General features: G+C 64.1%; 6 protein-coding genes. 4 read left to right on the forward strand and 2 right to left on the reverse strand.

Going from position 1 to position 7,243, the window contains the following annotated elements; genetic code table 11:
- Positions 1-52: 52 nt before the first annotated feature.
- From AZG88_RS17365 to aguB, 3 genes are read left to right on the forward strand one after another with little or no spacing between them, the layout of a single operon-like run.
- Complete coding sequence (locus tag AZG88_RS17365; RefSeq protein ID WP_005242611.1) at positions 53-277, forward strand: hypothetical protein; 225 nt, start codon at positions 53-55, stop codon at positions 275-277.
- Positions 277-1,818 (forward strand): sodium:solute symporter family protein, encoded by a 1,542-nt coding sequence (locus tag AZG88_RS17370; protein WP_143767462.1) that lies wholly within the window; start codon positions 277-279, stop codon positions 1,816-1,818. Before AZG88_RS17365 ends, AZG88_RS17370 begins: the two co-directional genes overlap by 1 nt.
- Positions 1,819-1,876: 58 nt before the next feature.
- Positions 1,877-2,845, forward strand: a complete 969-nt coding sequence (aguB, locus tag AZG88_RS17375; RefSeq protein ID WP_005242614.1) for an N-carbamoylputrescine amidase — start codon at positions 1,877-1,879, stop codon at positions 2,843-2,845.
- Between the two features lie 629 nt (positions 2,846-3,474).
- Here the strand turns inward: aguB and AZG88_RS51740 are convergent.
- Positions 3,475-3,708 carry a hypothetical protein gene (locus AZG88_RS51740; RefSeq protein WP_005242615.1) on the reverse strand — a complete coding sequence of 78 codons (234 nt, stop codon included), beginning with the start codon at positions 3,706-3,708 and terminating at the stop codon, positions 3,475-3,477.
- Positions 3,709-3,955: 247 nt separating this feature from the next.
- A complete protein-coding gene (locus AZG88_RS49960; RefSeq protein ID WP_080578188.1) occupies positions 3,956-4,897 on the reverse strand; it encodes an acyl-CoA thioesterase in 942 nt (313 codons plus the stop codon).
- Between the two features lie 144 nt (positions 4,898-5,041).
- On the opposite strand from AZG88_RS49960, the gene AZG88_RS17380 reads away from it, so the two are divergent.
- Entirely contained in the window at positions 5,042-7,186 is a 2,145-nt protein-coding gene (locus tag AZG88_RS17380; protein WP_061045467.1) for an acetate--CoA ligase family protein, read from the forward strand.
- The last annotated feature ends 57 nt before the right edge of the window (positions 7,187-7,243 follow it).

The raw sequence follows: 7,243 nt of genomic DNA on the forward strand, positions 1-7,243 counted from the left end.
ATGCCGGAACGTTCCGGCATCTGCCCTGAGGGCCCTACCACGGAGTTTGCACATGTCACATTTAGCTCGACCGTCGGCGAGAAGGTCGCAATCCCCCCTGATACTGGGCCTCCTGGCGCTCGACTTCGTCATTGGGCTGGCACCGCCGCTGCATTGGCTGGCCGGCAACGGCACCGCCGTGGCTTCGATCGGATACTTCCTCGCAGCCGGTGTGTTCATCACGCTGAGCCTGTTCGTGATGACCGCACTCGACTCGGCGGGCGGGGGTGATCATTGATGAACATGCTCATCGGATACGGAGGCATCGCCGTCTTCTTCGTTGTCGTCGTGACGGCCTTGGAGCTCACCAAACGCAAGGATGCGACGTTCAGCGAGTACGCGACGGCCGGGCGATCCTTTGGATCGTTCTTCGGAACGATGGCGTTCCTCAATACGTGGCTGCCAGGGACGATGTTCATCTCGTTCGCCGGGCTGGCCGCGAGCGCCGGAGTCATCGGCTTCTACTCGATGATCTATTCCCTGCTGGCCGTCGTGCTCATGTTCTTCCTCGCCAAACCCGTCCACGATTGGGGAAAGCGCTACGACCTGAGAACCCAGGCGGACCTGCTCGGCGCCCGTTACAACTCACGCGCGGTCCGGATAGTTGCCGCCCTGATCGGAATCGCCGCATCGTTTCCGTGGATCGTTCTCGGGATGCAGTCGCTGGCTCTGGTCTTCAAGTATCTGTCGTTCGGGCACGTCGGAGCGAGCGCGGCGGTCGTGATCGGCATCGTGGTGATCGGGCTGCGCCAGATCTGGACGATCAGATTCGGCATGCGAGGGGTGATCATCAGTGACATGGTGCAGGGCATCGTCGCCTACCTCATCGGGACCCTGATCATTGTCGGCCTACTCACCTGGCTGCTTGGCAACGGCCACGGTTTCGACGCCGTCGCCCCGGACCACTTCGAACTCCCCGGGCCGGGAAGCTCGCTCGGACCTCTCTACCTCTTGTCTCTGATTCTTACTGGCGCCCTGGGAGGTTGGTGCTGGCCCGACATCTTTGTTCGACTCTTCACGGCAAACAGCACAGCGACGATCAAACGCTCGGCGGTACAAGCGGCGCCGGTGCTCCTGATCTTCGGGGCCGCATTGACCTTGATGGCGATCGCCGCCTCCAGCGTTCCCGGTGTCGCCGAAGCACCAGATGACGTGTGGTTCATCACGGCCGGCATCGGGGGCGTAGGCCTGATCACCCTGGCGGGCATCTGCGTGGTCGCCGCCACCATGGGCAACGTGGGCGCCAACCTCCAGGCCCTGGGCACCCAAACCGCCAACGACATCATCGGGGTAGCCAAGGGAGTCCGAGTCACCGACGCCCGGATCGGACGCATCACTGTAGGAGTGCTGACACTTCTTGCCGCCATCGGCGCCTTCGCCACCGTCGGCACCTCCTCCGGACTGATCACCCTCGCCCTCATCTCCTACCAGGGGATCTGCCAGCTCGCCCCGACATTGTTCCTCGGGATCTTCTGGAGAAGAGGCACCGCCACGGCAGCGGTCGCCGCGATGACCAGCGGTTTCGTGACCGCAGGTGTCCTCCAGGTGTTCTACCCGATCTCGATCCCCTGGCTCGGAGGCCTCACCTCCGGTGTCGCAGCACTACTCGTCAACGCCACCGTCTACGTCGCCCTGACCTACGTGGCGCCGATGAGCACCGCCGAACGCCGGAGAGTGGATCTGCTGTTCGACCGGCTGCACGCTTCGGACGCCGATCCGGACCCCCACACCCACCCCGCCCCCAAGGTGAACGTCGATTCCCACACACCCGCCCATTAACACCCGCACCGAGAAGGCAATCCACATGAGACCCACCCCGCAAACGAAGCCACGGCAAGTGACCGTGGCCGCCACCCAGTTCGCCTGCACCTGGGACCTACACGAAAATCTTGCCACCGCCGAGCGCCTGGTACGCAAAGCCGCCGGCGCCGGTGCCCAGATCATCGCCCTCCCCGAGTTATTCGAGACGCCCTATTTCTGCCAGAGCCTTGACGACGAGTACTTTTCACTCGCCGCACCCATCGACGAGAACCCCGCGGTGCAACTGGGCCGCGACCTTGCCCACGAACTGCAGATCGTTCTACCGGTGAGCACATTCGAACGCGACGGTCAGAAGTACTTCAACAGCGTCACCATCATCGATGCAGACGGCACGATCCTCGGAACATATCGGAAAACGCACATACCGGAAGGCCCCGGATATCACGAGAAGTTCTACTTCAATCCCGGCGACACAGGCCTGAGAACGTGGCGCACCCGCTACGCCACCATCGGCGTCGGTATCTGCTGGGATCAGTGGTTCGTCGAATCGGCGAGAATCATGGCGTTACAAGGAGCGGAACTACTGCTCTACCCCACCGCAATCGGATCAAGCCCCACCGCGAACGACGACCACGGTGACCACTCCACCGAACCGGGAGACTTGCAGAACACCGAACTGCGACACACCCACTGGCAGACCGTGCAACGCGGACACGCAGCCGCCAACATGATGCCGATCGTCGCGGCCAACCGAATCGGCGTCGAGACCCAGGGCACCACGCACATCGAATTCTTCGGGCAATCCTTCATCACCAACCAACGCGGAGAAGTCGTCGAGGAACTGAGCAACGACAGCGAAGGAGTCATTCTCCACGAGTTCGATCTGGAGAAGGTGCGCACCCAGCGAGCAAGCTGGGGCCTCTTCCGCGACCGCCGCCCCAGTGCCTACACCGACCTGACTGCCGGTTCATACCCACCATCGAATCGAACGACTACTCCTCCACCCCAACGCAATCACGCCTCGGTATCGTCAAGCGCCTCCTGACAGTGGACGGACCCGCCACCGCGCCAACCCGATCAACCCAACACCGGCATCGGTCACCGCACGGTGGCGTGTCCACCCGCCACGCAAGGCAGAAGCCCGCGGTCTGAGTGAGCCCCGACGCCACTCACCCGGGCCTGGGCTGCGGGAAGTGAGCGTGCGCATCGACAGCAATGATCAAGACTCACGTCAGCGGCCTCACCGGTCTGCATTCCCCCGGTGACCGCGCTGCGGGACCGGGTGGCACGACGAGCGGCGTGCCCGGTCGACACCATCCGAATACCCTCCCCTATCCGCTCGCCAAATCGGGATCCCTGGTCGTGATGACATGCCCTTCCGCACAGACCCATTTCCGACAGAAACCCGACGCAGCCCTGCTTCTCACCGCCCGGGGCCGGAGACCACCGCCCCGGGCGGCGTGGTCGGTCGAATCTGGCCGCATTCGAATTCGAACGACGAACCAAACACGACCGGCGACGCAGCCGAATCTTCCGTTTCGCCTCGATCTGGGCACCATACGGCGGAGCCCCTGCCGAGGAGACATTCCAGAAGTTCGGCATGGCGCCGCGCCGATTCGTCGAAAAGCTCTGGCAGACCATAGAAGATGCCGGGTGCGACCTCGAGATCACCACTCAATTCGTTGCCGCATACTCCCCATCAGGCTCCGCCCGGATCATCGACGAAAACCATGACGCACAGTAGAAACCAGTCAGCACGAACTCACCCCAGGCCCCGCCCACCGCATCCCCATCGACGATCGCAATCTCCCTTCGGGTGTGATCAGGATCGATGTACGCCTGCATCGCCCGCACCCGCAACGTGATGATCGCCAGTGCGTCGAGCGAGATTCTGAAGAAGCGCAACACCGAGGAGATCTTCGGCCACCGCTTCAAGAAACGCCGCGAACAATCCGCTGATGAACACCGACCAGACCCGGCTTCACCGCGATAGCTCCGCAACGAGGGCCACTTCGATGACGATTCTGTACTGGTCGGACTGCTATCCGGTCTCCGTGGAGAATCGGATAGATCATTTCAGAGGACCGGTGCGATTGGGAGGCCTCGAAGTGGGTAGTCGACGAGGGCCTGTCAACGACGAGTTGGAATTGACATCTCACTGCTGAAATCCCTGTTGGGTGACTGTGGCGACGAGATCCCCTGAGTCGGAGTAGATCAAACCGCGTGCGGTACCTAGCCCGTCTGCGGTGCTGTGTGGACTGTCTTGAACGTACAACAGCCATTCACCTATGTGCACGTCTTGGTGAAACCACAAGGCGTGATCGACACTTGCCACCTTCTGTTCGCCGGAACGGCGAAGGTCGCCACGTGTATTTGCGATGACAGGAAGTAGCGACCGATCGGACGCAAACGCCACAATCGCCCGGTGCAGATTCTGTGATGCCGTAGACCTGAGCGCTTCGGCACGGAACCAGAAACGCCGAAGCGCCGGATCGTCGGTGTGGTCTATGTACCTCACATCCAACGGCCTGGATGCGGTGCGCCACCGGGTGCGAGTCGGCCAATTCATCCCGTCCGGAGGTACCGAGGGGTCCCGGTGCCGCTGATGAAGTGGCAACAACGATTCGGGATCGGGCGACGGCGGCGGGGACTTGGAGACCACCTCTTGCAGCGGACGAGCCTCGGTAAAGGATGCTTGGAAGGTCATCAGTTCCCTAGCTCCCTGGCGTGCGGTGACCGATCGGGTCGAGAACGATCTCCCGTCCCTGATACGGGTGACGGAATAGTTGATGGACTCCCCCGGCCGTCCGGGACGCAGGAAGTATGCATGCAGCGAGTTCGTTATTCGGCTGTCGTCCACTGTGCCGGTAGCCGCGAGAAGCGCCTGGGCCAGCAGGTGTCCGCCGAAGACTCGTTGATCGAAACCGTCTGGTGGATGTCCGACGAAGCGATCCGTATCGAGCGCAGTCAGCGCCAGTCGATCGGCGAGTGAGGTCGTGTTCACGACGCCGCAGATAGATGAGTCGTCGCCGTCCAGGCAATCGGTGGGGCCCGTCAGCTTGTCATCGGCTGGTCGAACGCTGGTTCCTGTCTCCATAGACAGTACTCTATAGAGTATGTAACTATGGTCACAAGGCAAGGAGGCCGGTGATTCGTCGCACTTCGAATCCGGTCGCTCTGCCGCTTCGGGCCTGGGGTGCATCACCCTTTCGCACTATTCGCTGCACAGGAGTTGACAGTTATGCAGAAGCAGTCAGATTCGGCTATCGCGAGACCGCTGCTCGCGCCCAGGAGTGTGGCCATTGTGGGCGCCTCGGATGATCCGTCGAAGACGACGGCCCGGCCGCAGCAGTTCCTGGCACAGGCCGGATATGAGGGGCAGGCCTATTTCGTCAATCCGCGGCGGGAGACGGTGCAGGGGGTGAAGGCATGGCCGAGTTTGTCTGCGCTGCCGGAGGTTCCCGAGCACGTGTACGTCATGACCGGTGCGGAAGCCGCGATCGAGGCGGTCCGGGAGTGCGCCCATCTGGGCGTCGCCGTGGCGACCGTGCTTTCGTCCGGTTTCGCCGAGGAAGGCCCTGAGGGGCAGGAACGGGAAGATCGCCTGCGTGCCGCGGCGGCGGAAGGCACCGTGCGGGTGGTGGGTCCGAGCAGCCTGGGCGTGGTCAATCCCCGCAACGGTGTGATGCTCACGGGCAACGCCGCGTTCGGCGAACCGGACATCCCGAAGGGCGGCATCTTCGTGGCATCGCAGTCCGGCAGCGTGATCGGGTCCCTGGTCAGCCGGGCACGCGGTCGGGGAATCGGGTTCGCCGGCCTGGTGTCGACCGGCGGCGAGGCCGACCTGTCGCTGGGCTCGATCTGCGAGGCCACCCTCGACGATCCCGGGGTGACCTCGTATGCGTTGTTCCTCGAATCGCTGCGCCATTCCGAGGACCTGGCGTCGTTCGCGTATGCCGCCCAGAAGGCCGGTAAGCCGGTTGCGGTGTACAAGCTGGGCCGTTCGGAAGAGGCTGCCGCACTGTCGGTGTCACACACCGGCGCGCTGGCCGGTGAGGACAGCGAGTCGGAGGCCTTCTTCCGGGCCTGCGGTTTCGCGCGGGTGAGCAACTTCGAGTCTCTGGTCGAGGCGCCGGCTCTGCTCGCGCGGGTCGGGACGGCCGACCAGCCGCGGACACCGCGGATCGGTGTCGTCACCACCACGGGCGGCGGCGCGGCGATCATGGTGGACCAGTTGGCCATTCGGGGAATGACGATCGCCGGTCCCAGCGAGCAACTGGTCACCGACATGGTGGCGGCCGGCGCGCCGATTCCGCACAGCTTGATCGCGGACCTGGGTCTGGCCGGCGCCCGACACGACGTGGTGACCACAGCGCTGCGGTTGCTCCAGGACAGCGGTGAGTTCGATCTGATCGTCTTCGTCATCGGTTCCTCCGCCCGTTTGAACCCGGAACTGGCCGTGCAGGCGATTTCCGAGAGCGGGGAGCATGAGGTTCCGGTGGTGGCGTTCGCGTTGCCCGAGGCGCCCGAGGCCGCCGAACTCCTCAATCGTTCCGGTGTTCCGGCGTTCCGGACTCCGGAGTCGTGCGCCGATGTGGTGGCGGCGGCGTTCACGCGTGTGTCGGCGACCATCGGTGAGGGTGCTCGCTTCGCCGTCGATGCGGCCGCGAACACCGAAGTCCTCGACGAAAAGGTGTCGGCGGATCTGCTGACGCGCCAGGGTGTGGCCTTCGCGCCGTCGGTGGCGGTGTCCATCGACGAACTCGACAACGACCTCGCGCTTCCGTTCGCCTATCCGGTTGTCGTGAAGGTGCTCTCGGACAAGGTGCCGCACAAGAGCGATGCCGGCGGCGTGGTACTCGGGGTAACCGATGGCGAGGGAGTGCGGCGCGCGGCCCGGGAGATCGTGGCCAACGTCGCCGGGTACGACCCGGGCGTGGTGGTCGACCGAGTGCTCGTCCAGAAGATGGCGCCGCGGGGTCTGGCGGACGCTCTCGTGGGGTACCGGGTCTCGCCCGATGTCGGGCCGATGGTGTTGCTGTCGACCGGTGGTGTGCTCGCCGAGATCTTCGCCGACTCGGCGGTGCGGCTGGCGCCGGTGGATGCCACGACGGCGCGCGAGATGATCAACGAGGTCAAGGGGTTGTCGGTCGTCACCGGGTACCGCGGTCTGCCCGAGGGTGACGTCGCGGCCCTGGTGGAGACCATCGTCGGCCTGTCCCGGCTGGCGATCGACGATCCCGACATCCTCGAGGCGGAGGTGAACCCGTTGTCGATCGGTGCCGCGGGCGCGGGTGTGGTTGCGCTCGATGCTCTCGTTCGGCGGATCCCGGCCGAAGGCACCTCGGCGGCCACCGAGTCCGTGGCGGTGCCTGCGCGAAGCTGACGATCCTCCAGCCGGCTGCCACCTGCCACATCCTTCGGGGATCGGGCGGGTGGCAGC

The sequence above is a fragment of the Rhodococcus sp. LB1 genome, assembly GCF_001583455.1.
GTDB lineage: Bacteria > Actinomycetota > Actinomycetes > Mycobacteriales > Mycobacteriaceae > Rhodococcus_F > Rhodococcus_F opacus.

Coding starts and splice junctions, on each gene's coding strand:
- AZG88_RS49960 (WP_080578188.1), bottom strand. CDS start 4,897: ATGGAGACAGGAACCAGCGTTCGACCAGCCGATGACAAGCTGACGGGC.
- AZG88_RS17370 (WP_143767462.1), top strand. CDS start 277: ATGAACATGCTCATCGGATACGGAGGCATCGCCGTCTTCTTCGTTGTC.
- AZG88_RS17380 (WP_061045467.1), top strand. CDS start 5,042: ATGCAGAAGCAGTCAGATTCGGCTATCGCGAGACCGCTGCTCGCGCCC.
- AZG88_RS17365 (WP_005242611.1), top strand. CDS start 53: ATGTCACATTTAGCTCGACCGTCGGCGAGAAGGTCGCAATCCCCCCTG.